This window comes from Paraburkholderia sp. BR14312 (genome assembly GCF_040948675.1).
GTDB lineage: Bacteria > Pseudomonadota > Gammaproteobacteria > Burkholderiales > Burkholderiaceae > Paraburkholderia > Paraburkholderia nodosa_A.
Window position 1 is genome coordinate 182,184 of record NZ_JBFPKI010000015.1, and the last position, 25,836, is coordinate 208,019.

Annotated in this window: 23 protein-coding genes and 1 pseudogene; 8 read left to right on the plus strand and 16 right to left on the minus strand. The window is 66.3% G+C overall.

The features are described 5' to 3' along the window. The first annotated feature begins 64 nt into the window (after positions 1-64). The gene (gene hpnR, locus AB3X98_RS34880; protein ID WP_368606865.1) at positions 65-1,609 is read left to right on the plus strand and encodes a hopanoid C-3 methylase HpnR; all 1,545 of its coding nucleotides are present in this window, start codon (positions 65-67) and stop codon (positions 1,607-1,609) included. Between the two features lie 58 nt (positions 1,610-1,667). After that, positions 1,668-1,856 (plus strand): annotated as a pseudogene (locus AB3X98_RS34885) (hypothetical protein); the annotation flags it as partial. 78 nt (positions 1,857-1,934) lie between these two features. Here the strand turns inward: AB3X98_RS34885 and AB3X98_RS34890 are convergent. The 5 genes from AB3X98_RS34890 to AB3X98_RS34910 all read right to left on the minus strand — a co-directional run bounded on the left by AB3X98_RS34890 (position 1,935) and on the right by AB3X98_RS34910 (position 6,404). Beyond that, on the minus strand, positions 1,935-2,702 hold the full coding sequence (locus AB3X98_RS34890) for a DUF4410 domain-containing protein (protein WP_368606864.1): 768 nt from the start codon (positions 2,700-2,702) through the stop codon (positions 1,935-1,937). A gap of 189 nt (positions 2,703-2,891) precedes the next feature. Further along, entirely contained in the window at positions 2,892-4,289 is a 1,398-nt protein-coding gene (locus AB3X98_RS34895; RefSeq protein ID WP_368606863.1) for an ATP-binding protein, read from the minus strand. Continuing rightward, the gene (locus AB3X98_RS34900; RefSeq protein ID WP_342946085.1) at positions 4,289-5,002 is read right to left on the minus strand and encodes a response regulator; all 714 of its coding nucleotides are present in this window, start codon (positions 5,000-5,002) and stop codon (positions 4,289-4,291) included. The genes AB3X98_RS34895 and AB3X98_RS34900 overlap by 1 nt, the downstream gene beginning before the upstream one ends. Before the next feature lie 16 nt (positions 5,003-5,018). Continuing rightward, a complete protein-coding gene (locus AB3X98_RS34905; RefSeq protein ID WP_069262388.1) occupies positions 5,019-5,324 on the minus strand; it encodes a hypothetical protein in 306 nt (101 codons plus the stop codon). Between the two features lie 102 nt (positions 5,325-5,426). Beyond that, complete coding sequence (locus tag AB3X98_RS34910) at positions 5,427-6,404, minus strand: hypothetical protein (protein ID WP_368606862.1); 978 nt, start codon at positions 6,402-6,404, stop codon at positions 5,427-5,429. Between the two features lie 332 nt (positions 6,405-6,736). Between AB3X98_RS34910 and AB3X98_RS34915 the strand changes: the two genes are divergently transcribed. Together AB3X98_RS34915 and AB3X98_RS34920 are read left to right on the plus strand one after the other, a co-directional pair. After that, the gene (locus AB3X98_RS34915) at positions 6,737-7,678 is read left to right on the plus strand and encodes a sterol desaturase family protein (protein WP_342946087.1); all 942 of its coding nucleotides are present in this window, start codon (positions 6,737-6,739) and stop codon (positions 7,676-7,678) included. Between the two features lie 90 nt (positions 7,679-7,768). Then, complete coding sequence (locus AB3X98_RS34920) at positions 7,769-8,479, plus strand: SDR family NAD(P)-dependent oxidoreductase (protein WP_368606861.1); 711 nt, start codon at positions 7,769-7,771, stop codon at positions 8,477-8,479. Positions 8,480-8,555: 76 nt separating this feature from the next. On the opposite strand, the gene AB3X98_RS34925 is transcribed toward AB3X98_RS34920, so the two are convergent. The 4 genes from AB3X98_RS34925 to AB3X98_RS34940 form a co-directional block, all read right to left on the minus strand. Next, complete coding sequence (locus tag AB3X98_RS34925) at positions 8,556-8,912, minus strand: hypothetical protein (RefSeq protein ID WP_368606860.1); 357 nt, start codon at positions 8,910-8,912, stop codon at positions 8,556-8,558. A gap of 117 nt (positions 8,913-9,029) precedes the next feature. Beyond that, entirely contained in the window at positions 9,030-10,532 is a 1,503-nt protein-coding gene (locus AB3X98_RS34930; protein ID WP_368606859.1) for a PepSY-associated TM helix domain-containing protein, read from the minus strand. A 64-nt stretch (positions 10,533-10,596) separates the two neighbouring features. Then, positions 10,597-12,993 carry a TonB-dependent receptor gene (locus AB3X98_RS34935; RefSeq protein WP_368606858.1) on the minus strand — a complete coding sequence of 799 codons (2,397 nt, stop codon included), beginning with the start codon at positions 12,991-12,993 and terminating at the stop codon, positions 10,597-10,599. A gap of 101 nt (positions 12,994-13,094) precedes the next feature. Continuing rightward, positions 13,095-13,466, minus strand: coding sequence for a DUF2946 domain-containing protein (locus AB3X98_RS34940; protein ID WP_069261940.1), 372 nt, complete (start codon positions 13,464-13,466; stop codon positions 13,095-13,097). A 373-nt stretch (positions 13,467-13,839) separates the two neighbouring features. Between AB3X98_RS34940 and AB3X98_RS34945 the strand changes: the two genes are divergently transcribed. Both AB3X98_RS34945 and AB3X98_RS34950 read left to right on the plus strand, forming a co-directional pair. Further along, on the plus strand, positions 13,840-14,430 hold the full coding sequence (locus AB3X98_RS34945) for a YSC84-related protein (protein ID WP_069261939.1): 591 nt from the start codon (positions 13,840-13,842) through the stop codon (positions 14,428-14,430). Positions 14,431-14,475: 45 nt separating this feature from the next. Further along, positions 14,476-14,913 (plus strand): thioesterase family protein, encoded by a 438-nt coding sequence (locus tag AB3X98_RS34950; RefSeq protein WP_069261938.1) that lies wholly within the window; start codon positions 14,476-14,478, stop codon positions 14,911-14,913. A 14-nt stretch (positions 14,914-14,927) separates the two neighbouring features. On the opposite strand, the gene surE is transcribed toward AB3X98_RS34950, so the two are convergent. Then, positions 14,928-15,716 (minus strand): 5'/3'-nucleotidase SurE, encoded by a 789-nt coding sequence (surE, locus tag AB3X98_RS34955; RefSeq protein ID WP_133186902.1) that lies wholly within the window; start codon positions 15,714-15,716, stop codon positions 14,928-14,930. 157 nt (positions 15,717-15,873) lie between these two features. Between surE and ydiK the strand changes: the two genes are divergently transcribed. Further along, positions 15,874-16,971 (plus strand): AI-2E family transporter YdiK, encoded by a 1,098-nt coding sequence (gene ydiK / locus AB3X98_RS34960; protein ID WP_368606857.1) that lies wholly within the window; start codon positions 15,874-15,876, stop codon positions 16,969-16,971. Between the two features lie 199 nt (positions 16,972-17,170). Beyond that, the gene (locus tag AB3X98_RS34965) at positions 17,171-19,861 is read left to right on the plus strand and encodes an ATP-dependent Clp protease ATP-binding subunit (RefSeq protein WP_368606856.1); all 2,691 of its coding nucleotides are present in this window, start codon (positions 17,171-17,173) and stop codon (positions 19,859-19,861) included. A 37-nt stretch (positions 19,862-19,898) separates the two neighbouring features. On the opposite strand, the gene AB3X98_RS34970 is transcribed toward AB3X98_RS34965, so the two are convergent. The 6 genes from AB3X98_RS34970 to AB3X98_RS34995 form a co-directional block, all read right to left on the minus strand. Next, a complete protein-coding gene (locus AB3X98_RS34970) occupies positions 19,899-21,134 on the minus strand; it encodes a type II toxin-antitoxin system HipA family toxin (protein WP_368606855.1) in 1,236 nt (411 codons plus the stop codon). Beyond that, complete coding sequence (locus AB3X98_RS34975) at positions 21,131-21,409, minus strand: helix-turn-helix domain-containing protein (RefSeq protein ID WP_368606854.1); 279 nt, start codon at positions 21,407-21,409, stop codon at positions 21,131-21,133. Before AB3X98_RS34975 ends, AB3X98_RS34970 begins: the two co-directional genes overlap by 4 nt. Before the next feature lie 213 nt (positions 21,410-21,622). Beyond that, positions 21,623-23,260, minus strand: a complete 1,638-nt coding sequence (locus tag AB3X98_RS34980; protein WP_368606853.1) for an AMP-binding protein — start codon at positions 23,258-23,260, stop codon at positions 21,623-21,625. A gap of 52 nt (positions 23,261-23,312) precedes the next feature. Next, entirely contained in the window at positions 23,313-23,729 is a 417-nt protein-coding gene (locus tag AB3X98_RS34985; RefSeq protein ID WP_368606852.1) for a RidA family protein, read from the minus strand. 41 nt (positions 23,730-23,770) lie between these two features. After that, positions 23,771-24,958, minus strand: a complete 1,188-nt coding sequence (locus AB3X98_RS34990; RefSeq protein WP_368606851.1) for an acyl-CoA dehydrogenase family protein — start codon at positions 24,956-24,958, stop codon at positions 23,771-23,773. 1 nt (position 24,959) lies between these two features. Beyond that, the gene (locus AB3X98_RS34995; RefSeq protein WP_368606850.1) at positions 24,960-25,814 is read right to left on the minus strand and encodes an enoyl-CoA hydratase family protein; all 855 of its coding nucleotides are present in this window, start codon (positions 25,812-25,814) and stop codon (positions 24,960-24,962) included. Positions 25,815-25,836 lie beyond the last annotated feature (22 nt).

Consider the following 25,836-nt stretch of genomic DNA (forward strand, 5'->3'; position numbering starts at 1 on the left):
GGGGCAGCGATCCGCCAACGCGCGTAGACTCTCGCGAAGCGGCGGCCCTTCGCAAGGAGGCTTCATGAAATTGCTTGCTGTCCACCCGAGCGGACTGATGTACACGCGCGTGTTCCTGCGGCTCGAGCCGCTGGGTCTGGAATCCGTAGCCGGTACGGCGCGCGAGGCGGGCCATGACGTGCGCCTGCTCGATCTGCAGGTCGAGACACACCGTGACCTCATGCGCATGGTGCGTGACTGGCAGCCCGAGGCGCTCTGCTTCTCGGGCAACTATCTGGCCAACATTCCCGAGATCATCGATCTCTCGAAGGCCGTGAAGGCCGCGCTTCCCTCGTGTTTCGTCTTCGTCGGGGGCCACAGCGTGTCGTTCACCGCACACGATCTGCTGCGCCATGCCGAAGGCGCGATCGATTGCGTGCTGCGCGGCGAGGGTGAAGCTTCGGTGAACGAACTGCTCGAAGCAGTGTCGCGCCGCGCCGACCTGCTCGAGGTGCCCGGCGTCCTCACGAGCCACGGATCGGGTCCGCCGCCAGGCTTCGTCGAGAATCTCGATCCGGTGCGGCCCGCGCGCGACCTGCTACGCCATCGCCGCAAGTATTTCATCGGCACGCTCGATCCCTGCGCCTCCATCGAGTTCGCGCGTGGCTGCCCGTGGGACTGCACGTTCTGCAGCGCATGGACGTTCTACGGACGCAGCTACCGCACGCGCAGCCCCAAAGTCGTCGTGGACGAACTGGCGGCGTTGCGCGAGCCGGGCGTATTCATCGTCGATGACGTGGCGTTCGTGCATGCCGAACACGGCATGGCGATCGGCGAGGCGATCAAGCGGCGCGGCATCGACAAGCGCTACTACCTGGAAACGCGTGGCGACGTGCTTCTGCGCAACAAGGACGTGTTCCGTCTGTGGCAGTCCATTGGCCTGAAGTACATGTTCCTCGGTCTGGAGGCGATCGACGAGGCGGGGCTCAAGGCGTTTCGCAAACGGATCAGCCTTGACAAGAATTTCGAGGCGCTCGAATTCGCGCGTTCGTTGGGGATTACCGTCGCGATCAACCTGATTGCCGATCCGGACTGGGACCGCGAACGCTTCGAGACGATCCGCCAGTGGTGCCTGGAGATTCCCGAGATCGTCAATATCAGCGTGAATACGCCATATCCGGGCACGGAGAACTGGCAGCGCGAGGCGCGGCGCCTCACGAGCCTCGACTATCGCCTTTATGACATCCAGCACGCCGTCGTGCCGACGAAACTTCCGCTGCCCGAGTTCTACGCGGAACTCGTGCGCACGCAGCAGGTGCTCAATCGCAAGCACATGGGCTGGACCGCGCTGCGCGGCGCGGCGGGGCAGGCCACGCATCTGCTATTGCACGGCCAGACCAATTTCGTGCGCATGCTGTGGCGTTTCAACTCGGTGTTCGATCCGCGCCTGCAAATGGCCGACCACGCGCGCGAAGTCCACTACGAGATGACGCCGCCGCCCGGCATGAGCGGCGCGCCGCAGGTCGATATGAAGACCGTCTACATTCATGGCCCCTCCGGCCGCAAGGGCCGCAAGATCGACGACGCCACGGAGAAGTTCGTCGACGAGACACGCATGGGGCTAGGCTGATTGTTCGGCCGGCGCCGTCTTGACGTACACCGGTTGCGCGCGCGTCCTGCCGTCGAGGTTGGACGCGCGCGGCGCCGAATAGCCCGCTGAGCACAACGTCGGCCGTCTCTACGATGCGAAGCCTGCGCTGAAGTCGTTTTACGAAACGCTCGATCCATGCAACTGCTTCAATCCCGGCATCGGCCATACATCGAAGTTCGCGCGACATCGTGAGCCGCAGGCGCAGCGCGAACCGCAGGCGCATTAAACAAAAAGACGGCGGCGGTATCGAACCGTCGCCGTAAAGGGCACGTACCCTCGCGCTGCGCAGCGCGCTTCCTCCGTATCAGCTCTTCGTCGTCGTTGCCATCCAGCCGTTCTGCGTGCTGATTTGCGTGATTACCTTCGCAATCGAGCGGGCCAGCTTGCCGGCATCCGACGAGAGCGTGTCGCGCTTCGCCTCCGAGGCGCCGTGCAGACCGCCGCCCACCACCGCGGCCGTCGCCACATGGCCAGCCGCCGCGCCCACGCCCGCCGTCTCGGCCATGCCAGGCATATGGCCGCTATCCGACTTCGTCTGGAAGCTCAGGAGCGGTTGCGGTTCGCCGCCGTTGGCGGGCCGGAACAGCACCGCGATCGTCGCGCCCACTTCGCTCTTGCCCGCGCCGAGACCAATCAGCATGCGGCGGCGGCTGCTGCCCGCGTCCATCGTGTCGATGCGGCCTTCCACGATCAACGCGTTGCGGCCAGCGGGTGCGGGACCGTCCATGCGCACGGCGGGCAGGCCCATTTTCTGAAGTTCGCTCACGAGCTGATCGGCGAGATGCTCGCGCGTTTGCAGCGCGGCCTGCTGTTGCTGCTGCGCCGACGACTCGCCGCTCGTCATCGTCTTGAGCTTGTGCAGCATGCCGGTGCTGTCGAGCTTCACCTGGTCGGCGGCGGCGTCGAACGTATAGACGTAGACGACGTCGGCGTGCAGTTGCGGGAGCGGGCCGTTCGTCTGCACGACCGGCGCGGCCGACGCGCAGCCGCTCGCGAACAGCGCGCCGGCGAGGAACGTGGTGCCCGCGATGCGCTTGGCCTTGTTGACGAGGAAGTTGATGATCGTTTGCATGTCGATGTCCTTTTACCTGAAAGAGTGTCTCGTTTCTGCCGATACTCGCAATTTATTCAGGATGGCGAACTATCGACCGGGGTGCTTCGGCGTCTGGGCTTCGGTTTGTTCTGCTCCGTTGCTCAGGCTCAGGCGCAAGTATGGGGGGAAGGGCGCACGAAATCCACGCGCAAATTATGTCGAGTCATGTCATGGGCGCGCGGCCGGCGGCGCGCCGTTCCGACTCGACGAGGGACGGTTCAGCGGCATGCGCACTACGGCTTCGAGGCCGCCGCCTTCGCGGTCGCGGAAGGTGAGCGAGCCGCCGTGCAGCCGCGCGATGCGCTCGACAATGGCAAGCCCGAGCCCCGATCCGCCCGAATGCGTACGGGCGTTCGCGCCGCGGCTGAAGGGCGATTTGAGGCGCTCCAGTTCCTCGGCGCGGATGCCGTTGCCACGGTCGGCAACGATCACGCAGGCGGTGTCGTCGTCGCGCCACGTGCGAATCGTCAGACCTGTGCGGCCATAGTTCACGGCGTTCTGCATGAGATTCATCAGCAGACGCATAACCGCGATGGGCCGGAACGCGAAAACCGGCAATTCACCCTCGTCGAAATCGAATTCATGCCCGAGCCCCGCGAAGTCGGCAACGAGTTGGCCTGCGAGCGCGTTGAGGTCGCCTGGTTGCGGCGCTTCGCGCTCGCCGCTGCCTGCGTAGTCCATGAACTGCTGGAGGATCGTGTCGATCTGGTCCAGATAGCTCTCGGACGAGGCCACGAGCGCGTCGTTGCTGCCGCGCGGCAGCGCCATCGCAATCGCAAGGCGCAGTTTCGTGAGTGGCGTGCGGATGTCGTGCGAGACGCCGGCCAGCATCAGCGCGCGCGTGGCCTCAGCCTGCTTCAGCGCTTCGGTCATCTGGTTGAAGGCGCGGCTCACCTGGGCGATTTCGGTCGGGCCGTTGGTCGGCAGTGGCGGCGGCGTTTCGCCTGCGCTCACGCGCCGCGCCGCGCGCGCGAGTTTGCGCAGCGGGCGGTTGATGTGGCGCTGCAACAGGTAGCCGGTGAGCGCGGCGAGCAGCGCGAGCGCGGCTGAGAGGATCAACGCCGTAGTGATGCCGCTCGCTCGCGCGTCGGCGGTCACCGGCAGGGCGATCCAGACCGGTTCGCCCGCTGCGTGAAGGCGGATCCACAGGCGCTCCTGCGCGGCTTCGCCAGCCTCGGCGGGTGCGGTCTCGTCGTGACTCGCGTCCCAGCGCACCAGCAACTCGGGCGGCAGATGGCTTTGCAGCGCTTCGACGAACACGTCGCGCTGCCAGGTGCGGAAAAAGTCGACGAGACTCGGCTGCGCCTCGCTCGACGCTTGTGGCGGCGCCGCACGGCGCGCATCGAACCGCGCGGCCGCCGCGCGCCCTTCGTCGGGTGGCATGGACGCGAGCGTGGTGTCGAGCAGCTTGACGTAATCGGCGAAGATGATCGAGGCGCGTTCGATGCGTGGGCGCTGCACGAAATGCAGCAGGACGACGAGCGAGCAGATCTGCGAGAGCGCGACGAGCGCCACCAGCAGCGCGATGTTGCGCGAGAGCAGCGAGCGCGGCAGCCGCAAGCGCATTACGATTCGACGCCGGCCACCAGCATGTAGCCGATGCCCCAGACGGTCTTGATGAAGCGCGGCTTGGCGGGATCGTCCTCGACGATCTGGCGCAGGCGCAGGATCTGCACGTCCACGCTGCGGTCGAGCGCGCTGTGGTCGCGTCCGCGCGCGCGGGCGAGCAGGTTCTCGCGGCTCACAGCGCGATTCGGCGACGAGCCGAGCGCGTGAAGCAGCAGCATCTGCGCCGAGTGGACTTCGATGGGCGTGCCGTCGCGGTAGAGCGTTTGTTTGCCAACGTCGAACTGAAAGTCGCCGAAGCGCAGCATTTGCGAGGTGACCGTGGGCTCGCCCGAGGCCATCTTCTGGCGACGCAACAGGGCGCGAATGCGCGCGACCAGTTCGTCTGGGAGAAACGGCTTGGCGAGATAGTCGTCGGCGCCGGTTTCGAGGCCGATCACCTTGTCGGCGGCATCGCCTTTCGCGGTGAGCATGAGGATCGGCAGCGTCTGGCCTTCGGCGCGCAGGCGTCGGCATACGGTGAGGCCGTCTTCGGGCTCCATCATGAGATCGAGCACCAGCAGGTCGTAGGGCTCACGCTGGAGCAGGCGGTCGAGGCGCTTGCCGTCGGCGACGGCGCGTACCTCGAAACCCTGGCTCGTGAGAAAGCGCTGCAGCATGTTGCGCAGTTCGGCTTCGTCGTCGAGCACGATGATCCTGTTTGCCTGCTCCATGTGACGCCTCCGGCGTTCATCGGGCTGCTGCGCGCGCTCGCATGAAGTCCTCGATCTGCGCGAGGGTGACGAAGCCGGCCTTTTGCGTGTCGATTTCGTCGAAGTGCTGCGCGACCTTCGGCATACCCGCCTGCGCCTGCTCGCGCGTGAGCTTGCCGTCGTGCGTCGTGTTCGCGGCGGCGAAACGCCCTTGCAGCTGCGCCATCATGCGTTCGACGCGCGCGCTGTCGCCTGAGCCGTCCGGCAAGGCCTGAGCCGATGCCGGCACGCAAACCGCTGCTGAAACGATACACAAAACGAGGGCAGCGATCATCTTCTTCATGGTGTTCTCCGTGAGGTGGCCGACGAAGCTCGCCGGCCGGTTGATCAAGCGAATGAGGCGGGCGGCTGCGGGTCATGCGAATCCGCAGCCGCCGGTGATGGTTCAGGCCCAGTGAGCAGGGACCCACACGCGGCCGACCCAGTGGCCGGGAATCCACACGGCGGGGCGCGGGGCGATGTACACGGCGCGCGGCAGCGGCTGGCCCACATAGACGACCTTGGGTGCCGGCGGCGCCACGTAGACGACCTTCGGTGCGGGAGGCGCGACATAGACGGTCTTCGGTGCAGGAGTCGCGACATAAACCGTCTGCGGTGCAGGTGCGGGCGCGACGACGACCGTCTTGGGGGCGGGCGGCGGCGGGGCGACATACACCGTGGTGCTGGGCGGCGGCGGCGTGACGACGACCGGCGCGGGCACGGGGACCGGGGCGCCGACGACGGCGACCGTCGTGCCCGAGGTCGTTACCGTGCCGGTGGTCACGGTGCCGCCATGGACAACGGTCGTGCCGCCGCCCGTGGTCACCACGCCGGTTCCGACGCCCGTGGCGCTGCCCGAGTGGTAGACGGTGCCGCCCTGCGTGCCGGTGACGGTGCCCGAGCGATTGCACGTGTTGCCCGCGCAGCTCGTGGATGCCGAGTGCCCGTAGGTGTTGCCGTTGCCCGTCGTGACCGTGCCCGTCGACGAATACTGGCCCGGCGCCGTGCGCGTCACGCTGCCCGAGGTGCTCGCGCTGCGGCCATCCGAGCCGTTGAGCGAGCCGGTGTGCGAGCAGGTGCCGCCCGCGCAGCTCGTATCGCCCGAATGCTGGACCGAGCGGCCGTTCGGACCGTAGGCCGTGCCGCTGTTGCTGAACTGGCCCGGTGCGGTGCGGGTGACGGAGCCGCTGTTGGTGGCGACGCCGCCCCAGGGACCGGCCACGCCGCCCGCATGCGAGCAGGTGCCGCCGCTGCAGGAACCGTAGTGCGCGCCGTTGTACGTGCCGTGCGGCGTGTATGCCGTGCCGTGGCCGGACCAGCCGGCGAAAGCGGGGGCGCTGGCGAAGCCGATGAGCGCGGCGACGACGAGGGGGAGCGTTTTCATCAGAGGTCCTTGCGGTTCGTTTCGGGAGGCACGCTGCGGCGTGTCAGCGGAACGAACTATAGGGCTGGGCCAGGCGCAAGTCGCGTCGTAAACCATGTCACGGTGTTACACGTCGCGGGGCCGCTGACGCGCCCTCCCCGCGCACGCGGCGCGGCGGGCGTATCGAGGTGTTTCGCGCGCGTGGCGCGTGACATATCCCGACATACTTTGCGCGTGGTTTTTGCCGCTGCGCGCCACTACAGTGCCCTTCATCCGACGCAACGCCGCGACTCCTGCGTGCAACACGCGTCTTTCTTCACCGCGCAAGACGCGCTCAATGCACACGATCCATCATGCTCACTACAGGAAAACTCGCGTTCTATGTCACGCTGTTCGTCGTTGCCGTCTCGCTGATCGAGGCGTGCGTGCTCACGTTCAGGAAGCGCCGCGAAGCGGCGGGAGAGGCCGCATTCGATTGGTCTGAGGTTGGGCTTTCGCTCGCCGACCTCGCGGGCCGCAAGCTCCTCGCGTTCCTGCCGCTTTCTCTCGCCGCGCCGATCCTGGATTTCGCGTGGGAGCATCGGCTCTTCACACTGAATATCGACACGGTTGCGCTCGTGCTGCTGGTCTTCATCGGTCAGGAGTTCTGCTATTACTGGTATCACCGCGCTTCGCACCGCATCCGCTTCTTCTGGGCCACGCATGCCGTGCACCATTCGCCGAACCAGTTGACGCTTTCGTCTGCCTACCGGCTGGGATGGACCGGCAAGCTGACCGGCCCGGCCATGTTCTTCGGGCCGCTCGTGTGGCTCGGCGTGCGGCCCGAAGTCGTGCTCGCCATCCTCTCGCTCAATCTGCTCTATCAGTTCTGGCTGCACAACACGTGGATTCCGAAACTCGGCTGGCTCGAGTACGTGTTCAACACGCCGTCCAACCACCGCGTGCACCACGCTTCGAACGTCGACTATCTCGATGCCAACTATGGCGGAGTCCTGATCATTTTCGACCGCCTGTTCGGTACCTACGTGCCGGAACGTGCCGAAGAGCCTTGCCGCTACGGGCTCGTGACGCCCGTGCGCTCGCGCAATCCGTTCGTCGTCGAACTGGAACACTGGGAGACGCTCGCACGCGACGTCGTGATGGCGAAGGACATCTGGACCGCCGTGCGCTATGTTTTCCTGCCGCCGGGCTGGCGCGCGGACGGCGGCGGCGACACCACGGAGAACCTGCGCAAGCAGCACGCGCTCGCCACGGTACGCGCGGAGGTTTCACGCGGACGCCCGCGCGCCGGTTGATGGAAGGCCGCGGCTCGCGTAACGTGGCGCCAGCGGCGCCCGCATCGATCGCGGGCCGCATCGAATTCAGGTTAGCAAAGGAATAAGAGCATGGAAAATGGTTTGAACGGCAAAGTGGTCGCGGTGACGGGCGGCTTCGGCAGCCTGGGTCTGGCGACGGCGCAATTGCTGGCCGAACGCGGCGCCCGCGTGGCGCTGATCGGCCGCGGCGCGGCCCCCGAAGCGGCGGCGCTGCCCGCCGCGCTCGCGAACGCGCTGCGCATGGGCGGCGTCGATCTCGTCGACGCGAAGGCGGCCCAGACTGCCTTCGGCGCATTGCAGGAGAGACTCGGCGGGCTCGACGCGCTCGTCAACGTGGCGGGCGCGTTCCGGTGGGAGACTATCGGCGACGGCGACGCGCGCACGTGGGATTTGATGTTCGATTTGAACGTGAAGACGGCGCTCAATGCCTCGAAGGCCGCGCTGCCTCATCTCGTGAAGAGCGGCGCGGGGCGTGTGGTCAACATCGGCGCAGGCGCGGGACTCAAGGCGGGGCTCGGCATGGGCGCGTATTCGGCGTCGAAGGCGGGCGTGGCGCGTTTGACGGAAGCGCTCGCGGAAGAGCTGGAGGACAAGGGTGTGACGGTGAACGCGATCTTGCCGAGCATCATCGACACGCCGCAAAACCGCGCCGACATGCCGGACGCCGATTTCACGCGCTGGGTACAGCCGCGCGAGATCGCTACGGTGATCGCGTTCTTCCTGAGCGAGGACGCGCAGGCGATTACGGGAGCGCTGATTCCGGTGAACGGGCGCGTATAAGCGCGCGCCGCGCTGACACGCACGGTATACGGACCGCTTCAACAGAGTGGTCCCGCTGTGGTCGCGCTGTGACGGGTTAGTGGCCGTGGCCGCCGCCGGCCCCCCTGCCACCGCCGCCGCCTTGCCACGTGCCGCCACCGCCTCCATGCCAGCCGCCGCCGTGTCCACCGCCACCGTGCCAGCCGCCGCCATGGCCACCGCCGTGCCAGCCGTGGTGATAGCAGCATCCGCCGCCACCGCCCCAAATTGCGATGCCGCCATAGCCGCCGCCGAAATAGCCGGGGTAGTAGTCGTAACCGTAGGCGTACGGATAGCCCGAGTCGTACGGGTAGCCGTAGTCATAACCGTAGTACCCGGGGTAACCAGGATAGGGCGCGACCGCGCAGCCCGCAAGCACCGCGGCCGCGCCGAGCGCTGAAATTCGCCGCAACACGATAATCTCCGCATATCTACGTTTGAAACCATTTGGCGCAGCCAGGTTCAGACGTATTTGTGTCCGCAGATTACCGCAGGGCCGCCGCTGCCGCCGACGCCGGCACGACGGCAGCTTCTAGGCGCGTCGGAAGGCTGCACGGTCGAACAGCCAGACCGCCACGAGCGTCGCGCCCATCAGCGGAAACACGATGCCGAGCAGCACGAGACCGGTCTTCCAGGCGCGCAGCGGGGGCGCGGCGCGCTCGCGTGAGGGCGCCGCCAACATCGATGCGCCCTTCGCGCGGGCGGGGCGGCGTAGCCACCACATCACGAAGCCCGTCACCGCGAGCGCGCCGAGGCCCAGCGAAATCGCCGCGCAGATCAACTGGTTGGCGAGGCCAAAGTAGCGGCCCATGTGCAGCGACGTGCCATATGAAATGGCCTGCGAAACTGCGCCGTAATCGTCATAGCGAATGTCCTTGAGCACGGCGCCGCTGTATTGGTCGATATACACGGTGCGTTCCGCTTTCGGATCGGGCGGAAAGTACGAGACCGTGTAGACGCCATCGGGCGTGGCGGGCAGCACGATGTCGTAACCGTCGCGCACGCCGAGATCGCGCATCTGGGCGACGACCTGGGCGAGCGTCCAGTGTTGCGATGCGCCGGACGCGTCGGGCGAGTGCGGCACGGGAACCGCGCCGACGGCCCAGGGCACGAGCGGCAGCGGCATGTCGTCCATCACCATGCCTGGCATCGACGCCATGTCGTGCCCCGCGTGCTCTCCGCTGTGTTCTTGTCGATCGGCGTGGCTTGCGGGAGGATTCGCCGCTGCGCCGCTAGCTGCTGCCGGCGCACCCGGCAAGGCCGACTTCAGCGCGAGACCGCCGCCCCACGCGCCGCGCGGCGCGCCGAGGCTCGCGCGCGTGGCGAGCGCCTTGAACTGCTTGCCCCACGAGCCGGTCCACGGCAAGCCGCTCAACACGAACGCGAGCGCGCCCACGGCGAGCCAGATGCCGACGCTCGCGTGCACGCTCTTCCAGAACGGCCGCCCGCGCGCGGCGAAGCGAGGCAGCAGCGCGGCGCGCCACGACGCACCCGGGCGCGGCCACCAGAGCGCAATGCCGGTGGCGATCATCACCAGCGTCCAGCAGGCGGCCAGTTCCATCAGCAGCTCGCCGGGCTTGCCGAGCAAGAGCTTGCGATGCAGCATGCGGTCGACCTGCATGAAGCGGCGATCGACGTCGAGCGTGCCCAGCACCGCGCCATCGTATGGATTCACGTAGACGCTCTCTTTGGTCCCCCCAGGCAGCGCGAAAACGAATTCGGCACTGCGCGCGGGATTCGACTCGACGTGCGCGCGCAGCGCCCGCGCGTCGGGCGGCAGCGCGGCTCGCGCGCGGGCCAGCAGTGTATCCACGGGCAGGCGCGGTGTCGCCGCCGGCGCGACCACCAGCCGATGCGGGTAAAGCAGCGGTTCGATCTGCGGCTGGAAACAGTAGATCGTGCCCGTAATGGCGAGCACGAGCAGCAAGGGCATGACGAAGAGGCCGGCGTAAAAATGCCAGCGCCACAGCGTGCGGTAGCCGGACTGCGCCGCGTGGGCAGGCGGTGCGCTGACCGGGTCGGATATCGTGGACATCGGGGACTCCCTGTCGAGCCGGCACGGCTCGAATGCATGGATGATTCAAACGAAAACGAGCCGCTCAAATGCCGAGCTTCGCTTCGAGGTAGTAGGTACGGCCGGGATACGGGTGATAGACGAAGTAGCGCGCGTCGAACAGGTTGTCGATGCCCACGCCTATCTCGCTCTTCTTCGTCGGCCGGAAGGTGTACTTCACGTCGGCGACCGTGTAGGTGCTCGTGCCGCCGAATACGTTCGGGTTCGTGTCCGTATTCGTGAGCGTGTTGTACTGGCGCCCCGAGTAGCGCGCGGCGAGTGTGAGCGCGGAGCGCGCGTCGAACCGGTAGGTCGCGACGAGATTCGCGCGCCACAGCGGAATGCGATAGAAGTACTTGCCGACGCTCGCCGGATTCTGCGCGTTCTCCAGGATCTTCGACTGCGTATACGCCACGCTCGCCGCGAGATCGAGCCCGCGCACGATGACGTCTTCTCCCTGATAGCTCGTTTCCACGCCGCGCGAGCGCACCTTGCCAATGTTCTGGAAGTTCGTGACGTTCGGAATGACCGTCGTATCGGTCTGGCTAAAGATCGTGTTCTTTACGTCGTCCTGAAAGAGCGTCAGGCGGAACAGGCCGTTCCAGTGCGCCCATTCGGCGCTCAGTTCCTTCGAGAGATCGTCCTCGGGGCGCAGGTTCGGATTGTTGTTGACGATGGACGAGCCGTTCACCTGCCCCTGGAACAACTCGCTCACAGTCGGGAAGCGGTAGGCGCGCGCAATCGATGCACGCAGCGTGAGGTCGTCGGTCACGTCGAACGAGAGCGAAGCTTTCGGCGAGAAGTGATGGTCGCCCACGTTCGCATAAGGCACGTTCACACTGCCGAGCGCCTGATAGCCGTCGAAGGCGCGCCAATTCTCGTAGCGCACGCCGTACACGAGCTTCCAGCGTGGCAGGAAGCGCCAGGCGTCCTGTGCATAGAGCGCCTGCATTTCGGTCTTGCCCGCGAAGGCGTTGGCGAAACTGTTCGCACCGCCGTCGCGCCACGCGAGCGTGTTGTACGTGCGGTTGTCGAGCGCGTAATCGTCGTAGTGATAGCCGAAGGTGAGCCAGTGGGCGGCGAGTCCGGCGTCGGGTGTGGCCGGCGTCCACGTCGTCTTGAGGTCGAGCGTCTTCCAGCCGGTGCCGTCGCCGAGCGTCATGACGCCGGGGCCGTTGCCGGGTCCCCCGGCATTCGCCGTGCGCCCCACGCTGTTGCTTACGTCGTAGTACGAAGCAACGGCTTCCGCATTCCAGCCGGTGGCCTGATGCGTGCGCAGTGTGGCACCGTAGAGCCAGTTTTCGCTCCAGCCCCGGCTCGGCGCGAACGCGGCGGCGGGAATGGTGTACTCGTAGCCATTGATCGATACCTTGCCGCTGTACACGGGGTTGCCGTTCGCATCGTAAAGGAAGGTCGAGGTGGCGTTGTTATAGGTCTGATGCCAGTAGCCGAGCGTCACGCCGCCTTGCACGGTGGGCGTGAAGTCGTACTGCATGCGCAGCTTGAACTGGTCCTGCACCGTGTGCTGCATGCCTTCGCCGTTCACGCCGAGCACGACCGTGGGCGTGTTGGTCTGGTTGTTGTAGAAGTAGGCGCCACGCACGGGCACGTCGCCCGGCTGCGCGGGTTTCGTCGACTGCGCAAGCGTGGCGAACTGCAGCGGCTGGCTCGTGTTCTCCAGGTGGTTCACGCCAAGCAGATACGAGAACTTGCCGATGCGGTCGCCGATCGAAGCGCTCATCTCGCTGCCGTTGAAGTTCTGGTTTACGCCGAAGAGGCTGAAATGCTGGGTGAACGCCTTCACGTCCGCGGTCGCTTCGAACGCCTTCGGCATGCGCGTGGTGATGAGCACAGTGGCGCCGAGCGAGTTGCCGGGATAGAGCGCGGAATACGGCCCGTAGATCACATCCACTTGCTGGATCTGGTCGGGGAACACCATCGACCAGCGTGGCGGAAAACTGTAACTGTTGCCGAGCAGGTTCGAGAGCAGCAGGCCGTCGGCATAGACGAGACCGCGCGCGCTTTGCGTATTGCTCGTGCCGCGCACGGCGATGATCGAGTTCAGATCGCCCACGTAGCGCTTGCGTACGGCGAGATTGGGCAGGTACTTGAGCACGTCCTCCGTGTTGACGACGTTCCAGTTCGCGAATTGCGCGGGCGTGACGGTTTTCACCGTCGCGGGCAGGTTGGGATCGACGGCGGGCGCCGCGGCGCTGCCAGCGGAGGCGCTGACCGTGACGGTGGGCAGCGTGGTGGCCGAGGCGGCATCGGCGGCTTGCGCCTCGGCAGCATGGGCTGCATGAAAGACGACGGGTGCAACGAGAGGCAGCGGCAAGACGCGCGGCAGCATGGCGAGCGCGAGGCGCCCGGCATGCCGCAGCGCGCGCGGCGTTGCGCGTTCGCGCGAGCGAACGCCAGCGCCACGCGTGGTGAGCGTGGACATGAAATGCTTTCCTGGAAACGGGAATCGAGCAGTCGCGCGTGTCGTGCGTGCTCGTTGGGCACGCGATCAGATCGCGGTCGAACGGCCGGTAAAGGCGTAACTCAGGAAAGGACGGGTGGGGCGCGCGGCCTGCCCGAAGGGAAGGCGCCTAAGGGGAGGTCGTGGGTGACGGGCGGCGCGATCGTCTCGCGGGCGAGCACGAGGGCGGCAAGCGGAGCGGGCGCGGCGACCGAAGCCATCGCCACATGATGCTCGAGCAGATGGCAGTAGCCGCAGGCGCCGAATGCGTCGTCGTGCGAAAGATGCGGCGCGCTACCGGACTGTACCGGCTGCACGGCCGAGCATAGCGTGGCGTCCGGCTCATGCGCGTGCTGCGCGGCGACGAGCTGGCTCACGAGCGGCGCAAGCACGATGAGCCACATGGCGACGAGGCCAAGCCATGCGGTCAGCAGTGAATGCTTGCGTGAATTCATGAGAATGAGAATGATTGCGCGGCGGAGTCTAACACGGCCTTTCGCGTTTGCGCACGCGCGCCCGCGGCCCTGAGGATGGCAATAAGCGCGGTGAGATGTCGCGTCCGTCGACGCCGTTGCGTGGCATCGAAACGCCCGCGGCTGGGGATTTCCTTACCTCTTCGCGCGAACTCGATGCCCGCTGCATGGTCCTATACCCCCAAGGATGAGCGGTCATGGCCGCCGCGGGCGGCCGGTGCCCACGCGCCGGATTGCGGGTTTGCCCCGGCGACGGCCATGCGCGCTATCCTGTAGCGCTTTGCGCACGGCCCGGATGTCCACGATCGGGCCGGCGCGGGCACCCGAAGCCCCATTTGCACAGGAAAACCACGCAATGCGCCGACGTCAATTTCTTCTCAGCTCCAGCGCCGCTCTCGCCGCCAGCGGCCTCGCGCTTGCCGGCTGCACGACCACGCCGCTCGGCACGCAGAACAGCGCCTCGCAAAACACGGCGAAGCGCAATTCGATCGACGCAGGCGTCGACGCCACGCTCTCGCGCCTCTTCAGCACGGTGAGCGGGTCGCAGGAGCTGGTCTCGAAGGCGAGCGGCGTGCTCGTCTTTCCGCAGGTGCTTTCGGCAGGTTTCTGGATCGGCGGTCAGTACGGCACCGGCGCGCTGCGCGTGGATGGCCGCACGACGGGCTACTACAGCACCATTGCGGGCTCGTTCGGCCTGCAGATCGGCGCGCAGTCCAAAGCCATCATCTTCGCGTTCATGAACCCGGTCGCGCTCAACGATTTCACGAGTAGCCAGGGGTGGTCGGCAGGCGCAGACGCCACGGTTGCGCTCGTCACGGTGGGCGCGAACGGCAATGTCGATACCTCGACCGCGACGAGCCCCGTGGAAGCGTTCGTGCTGACCAACGCGGGCCTCATGGCCGGGGTGTCGCTGGAAGGCGTGAAGGTGTCGCGGCTCGTCATTTGACGCTGCCGCGCGCAGTGACGAGTTGGCATGAAAGGAGACACACGCATGGCGATGCCCACGTACCGCCGCAAACACAAGATTCACTTCTCGGAGTGCGATCCCGCCGGGATCGTGTTCTATCCGCAGTATTTCGTCCTCTTCAACGATCTCGTCGAATCGTGGATCGACGAGTTGTTGCCGCAGGAGGGCTATCACGGCGTGATAGGCGCTCGTCGCGTGGGCATGCCGACCGTGCGGCTCGAAGTGGATTTCAAGGCGGTCAGCAAGATGGGCGACGAGGTCTGGCTCTCGCTCGACGTCGAGCGCCTGGGCGGGGCGTCGCTCACGCTCGCGTGGGCCTGCACGGGCGTGGACGGCGTGCTGCGCATGGCGGCACGCCAGACCATCGTGACCACCTCGCTCGACACTCACAAGTCGATTGGCATTCCTGAGGACATTCGCGATGCGATCGCGCGGGCGATGACGGCCGCCGCGCGCGATTGATCATTGGACCACGTTCAGGCGGCAGCGCCGAGTGCCGCTTGCAACGTGACAAACGTTTTTTCGTCGGTGCGTTCGAAATGCAGCGGCGTGACCGAAACGCGGCCGGAGTTCACCACGGCCGTTTCGCTGTCGGGCCCGTTTTCGCGCGGGCCGCGATTGAAGCGCAGCCAGTGGTAGTCCATGCCACGCGGGTCGATCTGCGGCACGACGTCGATGCCCTGCACGAGCCCGACGCCCTGGCGCGTGACCGTGAGCGGGCCTGCGGCGCTGGCGTCGATATCGGGAAAATTCACGTTCAGGCAGACCGGCGCGTCATGCGCGACGGCGGCGAGGCGGCGAATCACGTCCGGCGCGAGCGCGCGGGCGGTGTCCCAGCGCACCCGCTCGCGGTCGCGGAAGGTCTGGCTCAAGGCGATGGACGGCAGGCCGAGCAACAGGCCCGTCATGGCTGCGCCCACCGTGCCCGAGAACATCGTCTCCACGCCGAGGTTGCCGCCGCGGTTGATGCCCGAGAGCACGAGCGAAGGGCGCACGTCGCCCATCAGCTGGCGCACCGCCATCACCACGCAATCGCCGGGCGTGCCGAGCACCCCGAAGCGCCGCGCGCCGCGCCGGCTCACGCGCAGCGGCGTATGCAGGCTGATCGAGTGCGAGGTGCCGCTCTGGTCGTGCTCGGGCGCGACGACCCAGACTTCGTGCGCGAGCTCGGCGGCCACGGCTTCGAGCACGGCGAGGCCGGGCGCATCGATGCCGTCGTCGTTGGTGAGGAGCACGCAGGGCAGTTTCGTATCGGTTGCGGTCATGGCTGGCTCTTCTTCGTGGCAAGGTCGGGGGAAAGGGGCATTATTCCAGAGTGCGTTCCGTGCTGCCGTGCGGGACTTTTGAAACGGATTCGTAGCCTATCCGATATAGACTAGCGCGTCGGCGCCATGAGGCGCGCCCTGCATCGAGGAGAAGTACGTGAAGCCGCAAGCCCTGCCGGACCTGGCCCGCATCCTGTTCGTTGTTGCCATACTCTGCGCGCTGACGATCGGCAGCCTCTATGTCATGCGCCCGTTCCTCCCGGGGCTGATCTGGGCCACGACCATCGTCGTCGCGACCTGGCCCGCCATGAAAGCCATCGAGAGGCGCTGCGGCAACCGCCGCTGGCTCGCCACGCTCGTCATGCTGCTGATCCTTCTGGTCGTGATCGTGCTGCCGCTCTATGAAGCCATCTCGACGCTCGCGGTGCACGGCGGCGAGATCATGGAGCTGATCCGCAAATTGCCCGACTATGCGTTGACCGCGCCGCCGCAGTGGGTCAGCGACATTCCCGTGGTTGGCTCGCGCATTGCCGCCAAGTGGCAGGAGTTTTCGGACGCCGGCCCCGGCGGTCTGCTCGCGCAGCTCGAACCGTACGTTTCGATCGCGGCGCACTGGTTGATCGGCCACGCCGCTTCGGTGGGCGTGTTCGTCATGCACATGTTCATCACCGTCATCATCACGGGCATTCTGTACAGCAACGGCGAGCAGGCCGCCGACTATGTCACGCGCTTCGCCATTCGCGTGGCTCCCGCTTATGGCGAGCAGGCCGTCAAGCTCGCGGGCGCTTCTGTCCGCGCAGTGGCGCTCGGCATCGTCGTGACGGCGGTCCTGCAGTCGGCGCTGGGCGGCATCGGTCTGTGGGTGGCGGGTGTGCCGGGCGCGGGCGTGCTCACGGCCGTGATGCTCATGCTGTGTCTCGCGCAGATCGGCCCGACGTTGCCGCTACTCGGCGGCGTGATCTGGCTGTTCGTGCACGACGCGCATGTCACGGCGATCCTGCTCGCGGTGTGGTCGGTGATGGTCGCCATGCTCGACAACCTCGTGCGTCCGGTGCTGATCCGGCGCGGCGTCAATCTGCCGATGCTGCTCATTCTCTCCGGCGTGCTCGGCGGCCTGTTCGCCTTCGGCATCGTCGGGCTCTTCATCGGGCCGGTGATCCTCGCCGTTTCGTCCACCTTGCTGAGCGCCTGGATACGCGACCCGGCGGCGCAAGCCCACGGGGCGTCCAGTTCGGCCGCCCATCAGGACGTTTGACGCCGCGCACCCAACACCATCGATTAGCAAACGTCTCCTCTTGCCGACGCGCAGTTCGATTCGACGTTACGATGACGTCTGAACTTCGCTTCGGCATTCGTTAGAGCATTCATGCGGTGCTCGCGTGGGCATGCCTCGTGCCGTTCCTGGTCGCGGGCAGCGCACCGCGCGCGCCGCGCATCGCTTCCAAGGAGACGAAATGGCTCAGTTCAACTGCGATATCTGCGGCGTGCGCCCCGCGACGGTGCGGGTCGCCGTGTTGCAGGACGGCAGGCGGCGCTTTCTCGATGTCTGCGACTATCACTACGCGCAACTCACGCGGCATCAACGGACCTTGAGCCCGCTGGAGGCGCTGTTTCGCGCCACGCAGCAGGGTGACGGCACGGACGATGCGGGCGGCCCGGCGGCTGAACCTACGCCACAGGCCATGGAAGCGGGCGACGGCGCCATCGTCGAACGCTATTTCAGCGACGTGGCGCGTGAATTGCTCCAGCGCGCGGCGGAGCGGGCGGTGCAGTTCGGGCGGCGCGAAGTCGACACCGAGCATCTGCTTTACGAACTCGCGGGCAACGACGCGGGCGCGGCGATCCTCAAGCGCCTCGGCATTCAGCCCGACGATGTGCGCGCGTTCATCGACGCCAACGCGCAAAAGCGCGAAGGCGCGCCCGCGCGGGAGGACGGCCGTATCGGCGTCTCCCCGCGCCTGAAGGGCGCGCTCGACCGCGCATTTCTCGTCTCGCGCGAACTGGGTCACAGCTACGTTGCGCCCGAGCATCTGCTCTTCGGGCTCACGCAGGTGCCGGAAAGTTTTGCGGGCCATCTGCTGGGCCGCTACGGCGTCACGCCCCAGAAGGTATTGCAGCGGCTCGTGGAGGCCCAGGGCGACAAACGCGAGCGTCCCGCCGCGAAGGGGCCGAGCGCGACGCCGCAGCTCGACCAATACAGCCGCGATCTCACCGCGCTCGCGAGCGAGGGCAAGCTCGACCCCGTGATCGGCCGTTCGAGCGAGATCGAGACCGTGGTGGAAGTGCTCGCGCGCCGGCGCAAGAACAATCCGGTGCTGATCGGCGAACCGGGGGTGGGCAAGACCGCGATCGCCGAAGGCCTCGCGCAACGCATGCTCAACGGCGACGTGCCCGAATCGCTGCGCGGGCGGCGCCTCGTCGAGCTGAACGTCAACGGGCTGATCGCGGGCGCGAAGTATCGCGGCGAATTCGAAGAGCGCGTGAAAGGCGTGATGGAGGAAATCTCGGCGCAGCGCGAAAGCCTCGTGCTCTTCATCGACGAAGTGCACATGATCGTCGGCGCGGGCCAGGGCGGCGGCGAGGGCGGGCTCGACATCGCCAATGTCTTCAAGCCCGCGATGGCGCGCGGCGAACTGAACCTGATCGGCGCCACGACGCTCTCCGAGTACCAGAAGTACATCGAGAAGGACGCGGCGCTCGAGCGGCGCTTTCAGCCCGTGTTCGTCTCCGAGCCCAGCGTCGATCAGACGATCAACATCCTGCGCGGCTTGCGCGACAAGCTCGAGGTGCATCACCACGTCACCATTCGCGACGACGCGCTGGTTTCGGCGGCCGAGCTCTCGGACCGCTACGTGATGGGGCGCTTCCTGCCCGACAAGGCCATCGATCTCGTCGACCAGGCGGCGGCACGCGTGCATCTTTCGGCCACCTCGCGACCTGCGGCGATCCTGGAACTCGAGGCGGAGCTGGCGCAATTGCGGCGCGAGCAGGACTACGCGGCGACGCGCAAAAATTTCGAGCGCGCCCATACGCTGGATGAGCCGATCGCCGACAAGGAAAAGGCGCTCACGCAGGCCACCAACGACTGGAAAGGTCAGCTGGGCACCGTGACCTCGGACGTGACGAGCGAAGACGTCGCGGAGATCGTCTCGAAGCTCACGGGCGTGCCGGTCACGCAATTGACCGCCGAGGAGCGCACGCGGCTGCTCGAAATGGAAGCGCGGCTGCATGAGCGTGTGATCGGGCAGGAACAGGCCATCGTCGCGGTCAGCGACGCGGTGCGCCGTTCGCGCGCCGGGCTGCGGCGCGGCCGGCGGCCCACGGCAGTCTTCCTGTTCCTCGGGCCGACCGGCGTGGGCAAGACGGAGCTTGCGAAGGCGCTGGCCGAAGTGGTGTTCGGCGACGAAGACGCCATCGTGCGCATCGACATGAGCGAGTACATGGAGCGCCACGCGGTGTCGCGGCTGATCGGCTCGCCGCCGGGTTACGTCGGCTACGACGAAGGCGGCCAGTTGACCGAGAAGGTGCGCCGCCGACCCTATTGCGTGATCCTGCTCGACGAAATCGAGAAAGCACACGCCGACGTCTACAACGTGCTGCTGCAGGTGTTCGACGACGGCCGGCTCACCGACGGCAAGGGGCGCGTGGTCGACTTCAGCAATACGGTCGTGATCGCGACGAGCAATCTCGGCTCCGACCTGGTCTCCGGGCAAAAGCGCTCGGGGCCGGGGTTTCTGTCGAGCGCAGAAGGGTCGATGCAAGGCGCGGTCATGGGCGAGCTGCGCCAGCATTTCCGGCCCGAGTTCCTGAATCGCATCGACGAGATCATCATGTTCCAGCCGCTCACGAGCGACGAGCTGCGCTCGATCGTGCGGCTGCAGCTCGAACAGGTCCGGCGGATGGCACACAGCCAGGACATCGACCTGACGTTCGACGACAGCGTGATCGATTACCTCGCGGCGGAGGGATATCGGCCGGAATTCGGCGCGCGCGAGTTGAAGCGCAAGATGCAGCAGGCGGTGGAGAACGAGCTGGCGAAGGAAATGCTCAAGGGCGGCGTGAAAGAGGGCGCCAAAGTCATATGCCGTTACGACGCGGCGGGCAAACGCATGGCATTCGCGTTGCAGGGGGCGGCCGCAAGCTGATGCAGTTGGCCGGGCGGCGTTGCCCGTGCTCGCGCGCCTAACGCACCAGCTTCGGGCGCGAGACGGGTTTGACGCCCGGACGTTCGACGGCCCGCCGGATCCTGGCGAGCAGGTCGCCCTCGTGGAATCGCCGGTCCTGCGCAAAACGCTCGGCGACCGTGAGATAGGCGCCGTGCAGGCGGCTCATGATTTCCTCGCCTTCGGACTGCCGCATGCCGAGGCGCCGGGCGAAGGCATGGAGTTCCGCCGGCAGCGGGAACGTCTTGCTCCGGTTGAGGCTGAGCGCCATGCGTCCATCGAGATCCGGATAGATGTCCGTGCAGACCACGTCGAACACCGGAGCGAGCCGGCGCGGTCCGGTCGGATCGATATAGAGGATTCCCAGGTTCTTCATGTGGGCGTCGCCGTCGCGCAACAGGCACGAGAGGGCGATGCGCTCGAACAGGCGGCGTTTCTGCGCCGGGTCAGAGCGCGTATAGATGTCCACGGCCTTGGCGATCATCTCGTAGCTGCCCTCGTATTTCGCCTTGCCGGTGAGCACGCTCATGTCTTCGAATCCGATGGGCGTGCCGTCCGCCTCGCGGTCGAAGCGTGACATGACGAAGAGTTTGCCGTCTTCGGAAAGCCAGAAGTCGGGGACTTCGAGCGCGGCCTCTTTCGCCACCGACATGCAGAAGTATTCGTTGCGCGCGAGCCCGGGGAAGTCGTCGCCTTCGGCCTTCACGATCACCGTGCGCAGGGGCAGCGCCGTGTGTTCGGCGGGGCGCGGGGCGTTTTCTGCGGCGAGCGGGACGACCGCCTTCGGCTGCACGCCGGAGATGCCCGAGCCGAGTGCATAGCGGTCGATCAGGCGCTCGAACAGCCGGCCCGACGGCGAGGAAAGCAATTCGTCCAGACGTTCGCCGTCGCTCTGCGGCACCCGCTCTCCCGGCACGGAATAGGTGAGCCGCCCGATTTGATTGGTGCCGGCGAGAAAGAGCAGAAACATGTCGCTCGGCGCACCGTAACGCGCGAGCCGTTCCTCGATGACGAAACGCAGGTAGCCCTCTGGCCGGTTCATCGCGAAGATGCCCATCAGGTCGCCGCTCGCGTAACTCTGGCGCCGCACGGGCATGGTGAGTGATACGGCGGCCATGTCGGGCGCGTCGCCGTAATTGAAGACGAAGCGGCTCTCGCGCGCCAGCAGACCGCTCGGTCCCTGCGGCGTATGGACTTCCAGGTTGCGGATTTCGCGCAGGAGCCGCTCGAGGTCGAATGAGGCGCTCGCAGTCATTCGTCGTCCCTGAATATGTCGTTCAGGTCCTCGAGGATGACGGTATCCATGGGGCGAAGCACGACTTCATAGCCGAGCGCGTTCACGAGCCGGCAGAGTTCGCGTACGCCGACGTTGCCTGCGTGTTCGGCGTTCGTGACGGTGCGACGGGCGACGCCGGCCTGCTCCGCCAGGGCCTGTTGGGTCAGCTTGCGCTCGCGGCGCGTCGCGCGCAGGCCTTCTGCCAGGCGCTCGGCGTTGGAAATCGAGAGGTTCGTGGTTTTTTTGCGCATCATAGTGCGCATTATAGGTCGTTATCAGTGTTTTGCGCAGAATTCTGCGCATCCAATCAATCGGATTCGTGGCGGAAAATGCGCGCAATTTTGCGCAAGATGGTGGATAAAACGCCGATATGCGCAATATCGTGCGCATATCGGCGTTTCAGGGGGTCAATGCGTGTTCGTTGAAGATTCAACGGTTTACGTTGTATTTTCCCCCCAGGGGCCGCTTCACATCGACCGCAGCGCCGAGCGCTTGAGCTTGCCGGTCTCGGTGCGCGGCAATGCGTCGATAAAGGCGATCAGGCGCGGATATTTGTACGCCGCCACCGCGTTCTTCACGAAGTTCTGCAACTCGGCGACCAGGGCGTCGCCGGCGCTGAAGCCCGGGCGCAAGACGACGAACGCCTTCACCACCTGGCCACGCACTTCGTCGGGCACGCCCGTTACGCCGCACTCGGCCACGGCGGGGTGCTGCATGAGCACCGTCTCGACTTCGGGACCCGCGATGTTGTAGCCCGACGAAACGATCATGTCGTCGGAGCGGGCCTGGTAGAACACATAGCCGTCGGCGTCGATGGATACGGCGTCGCCGGGCAGGTTCCAGCCGCCGCGCACGAACACGGCCTGGCGTTCGTCGGCGAGATAACGGCAGCCGGTCGGGCCGCGCACGGCGAGATTGCCCGTCACGCCGGGCGCCACCGGCTGCAGGTCATTGTCCAGCGCCTGCACCACGTAGCCAGGCACCGCGCGGCCGATCGAGCCGGGGCGCACATCGGCGCCGGCGGACGACACGAAAATATGAATCAGCTCCGTGCCGCCAATCCCGTCGATCATCTCGATGCCCGTCGCGTCGCGCCATAGATCGCGCGTGGCCTGCGGCAGCGCTTCTCCGGCGGATACCGTCTTGCGCAGGCTGGCCAGGTCGTACTGCGTGACGAGCGCCGCCATCTGCCGGTAGAACGTGGGCGCGGTGAAGACGATCGTCGCGTGAAAACGCTGGATCGTGTCGAGCAGCAGCGCCGGCGTGAGCTTTTCGATCAGCACCGTCGACGCGCCGACGCGCAGCGGAAAACACAGCAGCCCGCCCAGCCCGAACGTAAACGCGAGCGGCGGCGTGCCGCAGAACACGTCCTCGGCCGTGGGCTTCAGAATGTGGCGCGGGAACAGGTCGCACATGGCGATCACGTCGCGGTGAAAGTGCATGCAGCCCTTGGGCGTGCCCGTCGTACCGCTCGTGAAGGCAATCAGGCAGACGTCGTCGCTGGCCGTGTCGCAGGCCATGAAGTCGGCGGGCTTGTCTGCCGCGAGCGCTTCCATCGTGCCCGGCGCGGTGTCGTGAAAGTAGCAGACCTGCTTGATGCCTTCGCAAAAGAACTCGTCGGCGGGGTCCATGCAGCGCGCGAGCTCTTCAGTGAGCCGCACGTCGCACAGCGCCGCGCAAACCTGCGCCTTGTCTGCGATCTGCTTGAGTTCCTTTGCACGCAAGAGCGGCATGGTGGGAATCACCACGAGCCCCGCCTTGAGCGACGCGAGAAACGCCACCGCCATTTGCAATGTGTTCGGCCCGCGTAACAGGACGCGGTTGCCCGGCTTCAGTCCCATGTCTTCCACCAGCACGCGGGCGCTGCGATTGACGAGCGCGAGCAGTTCGGCGTACGTGGTGGCTTGTGGCTTGCCATCGATATCCGACCAGATGGCCGGGCGTTCGCCGTGTCCCGCCTCGATCGCGCGGTCAAGCAACTCGACCGCGCAATTCATGCGCGCAGGGTAGGCAACATCGGGATTGTCGAGCAGCATGTCGGGCCACTGCGACTCCGGTGGCAGATGATCGCGTGCGAACGTATCGACATGGGCGGTGGGTTGCATGGCGTCTCCGGCTGTCTGTATGAGCTGATCGTGCTGTTGCGCGGGCGCCGGTCTACTGGCGCGAGAGACGCGCGTCGTCGGGAATCACGGCCGTCGCTTCGATTTCCACTTTGGCGTCATCTTCCATGAGGGCCACCACCTGCACCGCGCTCATGGCGATGTCGTAGTCGCCGATCAGCTCGCGAAACGCAGCGCCAATTTCCTTCAGCGATGCCAGGTACTCCTTCTTGTCGGTGACGTACCAGGTCATGCGCACGAGGTGCTCGGGCTTGCCGCCCGCGGTTTCGAGAACGGCAACGATATTGCGTAGCGCCTGCACGGCCTGGGCGCCGAATTCGCGGCTCGTGAAGCGCGCGTTCCCGTCCCAGCCGATCTGGCCGGCGATATAGACCTGCGTGCCGGCAGCGGCGACGCCGTTGGCATAACCGCGCGGCTTGACCCAGCCTGCGGGAAGAAGGGCTCGTTTCATGTTTGGTCCGGTTCCGTAGTGAAGCGTCGCGCAGCAGGCGCTTACGCGGCGTTGTATGCCTTGAGCAAGTCACGCCCGACAATGAGCTGCTGCACCTCGGTCGCGCCTTCGTAAATGCGCAGCGAGCGAATCTCGCGGTAGAGCGACTCGACGATGTTGCCGCTTTGCACGCCCATGCCGCCCCAAAGCTGCACGGCCGCATCGATCACCTGCTGCGCGCCTTCGCTTGCATGCCACTTCGCCATGGCGGCTTCGCGCGTCACGCTTTCGCCCTGGTCGCGCAGCCACGCCGCGCGATAGACGAGCAGGGCGCTGCTGTCGATGGTGAGCGCCATCTGCGCGAGTTTTGCCTGGGTCAGCTGAAAATCGCCGAGCGTCTGGCCGAACATCTTGCGCGAAGCGGCGCGCGCGAGCCCTTCGGCCATCGCGCGGCGTGCGAAGCCGAGCGAAGCCGCGGCGACCGAGGTGCGGAAAATATCGAGTGTGCGCATGGCGATCTTGAAGCCTTCCCCCGGCGCGCCGAGCATCTGGCTGCGCTTCACGCGCGCGCCGGTAAAGCGCAGGCGCGCGAGCGGATGCGGCGCGATCACGTCGATGCGTTCGGCGATTTCGAGCCCCGGTGTGTCGGCATCGACCACGAACGCGCTGATGCCGCGCGAGCCCGGCGCATCGCCGGTGCGGGCGAATACCACGTAGAAGTCGGCGATGCCGCCGTTCGAGATCCACGTTTTTTCGCCGGCGAGCACGTAGTCGTCGCCGTCGGCGCGTGCGGCGAGCGCCATCGCGGCGACGTCGGAGCCGGCTTCGGGCTCGGAGAGCGCAAACGCGGCGATGGCTTCGCCGCGCGCGACGCGCGGCAGATAGCGCGACTTTTGCGCTTCGTTGCCAGCCAGCGAGATCGCGCCGGAACCGAGGCCCTGCATGGCGAGCGCGAAGTCGGCGAGACCCGAGTGTTTCGCGAGCGTTTCGCGCAGCAGGCAGACGGCGCGCGTGTCGATCGTGTCGCCATGGCCGCCATAAGCGGTGCCGCCCACGCCGTAGCGTAGCCAGCCGGCTTCGCCGAGCTTGCGCACGAGCGCGCGGCAGGTCGCATCGACGTCGTCGTGCGGCACGTGCGCGAGATGCTCACGCGCCCATGCTTCGATTCCCGCGCCGAGCGCGCGATGGCGATCTTCGAAGAACGGCCACGCGAGTGCGTCGTGGAGATTCGTTTCAACGGCAGCGTTCAATTCAATCCCCTTCGAAAACCGGGCGCGTTTTGGCCGCGAACGCCTCATAGGCGCGGCCGAAATCGCGCGTGGCCATGCAGATCGCCTGCGCCTGCGCTTCGGACTCGATGGCCTCGTCGATGCTCATGGTCCATTCCTGATGCAGCATCGTCTTGGTGATGCCGTGCGCAAAGGTCGGACCGGAGGCGAGATCGGCGGCGAGTTTCTGTGCATCGGCGAGCAGCATTTCGGGCTCGCAGATGCGGTTGTAGAAGCCCCATGCGTGGCCTTCTTCTCCGCTCGCGGAGCGGCCCGTGTAAAGCAGCTCGGCTGCGCGGCCCTGACCGATGATGCGTGGCAGGATCGCGCACGCGCCCATGTCGCAGCCCGCGAGCCCCACGCGCGTGAAAAGGAACGCGAGCTTGCTGCGCGCCGTGGCGTAGCGCATGTCGGAGGCCATGGCGAGAATCGCGCCCGCGCCGGCGCAGACGCCGTCCACGGCGGCGATGATCGGCTGCGGGCAGTGGCGCATGGCTTTCACGAGGTCGCCGGTCATGCGCGTGAACATCAGCAGTTCGGGCATCGGCAGATCGATGAGCGGCGCGATGATGTCGTGAACGTCGCCGCCCGAGCAGAAGTTTTCGCCCGCGCCATGCAGCACGATGGCCTTCACGTCCGTCGCATAGGCGAGCTGGCGAAACAGATCGCGTAGTTCCGCATACGATTCGAACGTGAGCGGATTCTTGCGTTCGGGGCGGTTCAGCGTGATGGTTGCGACGCGGCCTTGAACCGACCAGCCGAAATATTGCGCCTCATAACCGGCAAGCGTGACGCGGTTTCCCGCGAAGAGCGCTTCGGCGCTGGAACGTGTCGTCAAGATATGTCTCCCGGATCTTTGC

What these genes read in the sequence shown, in the direction of transcription:
- hpnR (WP_368606865.1), top strand. Translation starts at nt 65, where the DNA reads ATGAAATTGCTTGCTGTCCACCCGAGCGGACTGATGTACACGCGCGTG.
- AB3X98_RS34890 (WP_368606864.1), bottom strand. Translation starts at nt 2,702, where the DNA reads ATGCAAACGATCATCAACTTCCTCGTCAACAAGGCCAAGCGCATCGCG.
- AB3X98_RS34895 (WP_368606863.1), bottom strand. Translation starts at nt 4,289, where the DNA reads ATGCGCTTGCGGCTGCCGCGCTCGCTGCTCTCGCGCAACATCGCGCTG.
- AB3X98_RS34900 (WP_342946085.1), bottom strand. Translation starts at nt 5,002, where the DNA reads ATGGAGCAGGCAAACAGGATCATCGTGCTCGACGACGAAGCCGAACTG.
- AB3X98_RS34905 (WP_069262388.1), bottom strand. Translation starts at nt 5,324, where the DNA reads ATGAAGAAGATGATCGCTGCCCTCGTTTTGTGTATCGTTTCAGCAGCG.
- AB3X98_RS34910 (WP_368606862.1), bottom strand. Translation starts at nt 6,404, where the DNA reads ATGAAAACGCTCCCCCTCGTCGTCGCCGCGCTCATCGGCTTCGCCAGC.
- AB3X98_RS34915 (WP_342946087.1), top strand. Translation starts at nt 6,737, where the DNA reads ATGCTCACTACAGGAAAACTCGCGTTCTATGTCACGCTGTTCGTCGTT.
- AB3X98_RS34920 (WP_368606861.1), top strand. Translation starts at nt 7,769, where the DNA reads ATGGAAAATGGTTTGAACGGCAAAGTGGTCGCGGTGACGGGCGGCTTC.
- AB3X98_RS34930 (WP_368606859.1), bottom strand. Translation starts at nt 10,532, where the DNA reads ATGTCCACGATATCCGACCCGGTCAGCGCACCGCCTGCCCACGCGGCG.
- AB3X98_RS34935 (WP_368606858.1), bottom strand. Translation starts at nt 12,993, where the DNA reads ATGTCCACGCTCACCACGCGTGGCGCTGGCGTTCGCTCGCGCGAACGC.
- AB3X98_RS34940 (WP_069261940.1), bottom strand. Translation starts at nt 13,466, where the DNA reads ATGAATTCACGCAAGCATTCACTGCTGACCGCATGGCTTGGCCTCGTC.
- AB3X98_RS34945 (WP_069261939.1), top strand. Translation starts at nt 13,840, where the DNA reads ATGCGCCGACGTCAATTTCTTCTCAGCTCCAGCGCCGCTCTCGCCGCC.
- AB3X98_RS34950 (WP_069261938.1), top strand. Translation starts at nt 14,476, where the DNA reads ATGGCGATGCCCACGTACCGCCGCAAACACAAGATTCACTTCTCGGAG.
- surE (WP_133186902.1), bottom strand. Translation starts at nt 15,716, where the DNA reads ATGACCGCAACCGATACGAAACTGCCCTGCGTGCTCCTCACCAACGAC.
- AB3X98_RS34965 (WP_368606856.1), top strand. Translation starts at nt 17,171, where the DNA reads ATGGCTCAGTTCAACTGCGATATCTGCGGCGTGCGCCCCGCGACGGTG.
- AB3X98_RS34970 (WP_368606855.1), bottom strand. Translation starts at nt 21,134, where the DNA reads ATGACTGCGAGCGCCTCATTCGACCTCGAGCGGCTCCTGCGCGAAATC.
- AB3X98_RS34975 (WP_368606854.1), bottom strand. Translation starts at nt 21,409, where the DNA reads ATGATGCGCAAAAAAACCACGAACCTCTCGATTTCCAACGCCGAGCGC.
- AB3X98_RS34980 (WP_368606853.1), bottom strand. Translation starts at nt 23,260, where the DNA reads ATGCAACCCACCGCCCATGTCGATACGTTCGCACGCGATCATCTGCCA.
- AB3X98_RS34985 (WP_368606852.1), bottom strand. Translation starts at nt 23,729, where the DNA reads ATGAAACGAGCCCTTCTTCCCGCAGGCTGGGTCAAGCCGCGCGGTTAT.